Annotated in this window: 1 protein-coding gene; it reads right to left on the reverse strand. The window is 46.1% G+C overall.

What is annotated here, in order from left to right; genetic code table 11:
* The coding region (locus C1G53_RS03420; RefSeq protein WP_330847463.1) for an exodeoxyribonuclease VII large subunit at window positions 1-282 on the reverse strand (282 nt) is incomplete at both ends.

Consider the following 282-nt stretch of genomic DNA (forward strand, 5'->3'; position numbering starts at 1 on the left):
ATTGAGGTAGCCCAGTAAGTCCGCCTTGGTCACAGGTGTTGCTAATTCTGCGGCAGCTGTTGGGGTAGCAGCTCGTTTATCTGCTACAAAATCAGCCAAGGTCGTATCTGTTTCATGACCTACGCTGGAAATGATTGGAATACGGGATTCAAAAATAGCCCGAACCACAATTTCTTCATTGAAAGCCCAAAGGTCTTCGATAGAACCACCGCCACGACCAACAATCAGAACATCCAAGTCATCCCGTTCATTGGCTCTTTGAATATTAGTAACAACCTCCTG

The organism is Streptococcus suis (assembly GCF_002960445.1).
Taxonomy (GTDB): domain Bacteria; phylum Bacillota; class Bacilli; order Lactobacillales; family Streptococcaceae; genus Streptococcus; species Streptococcus hyiners.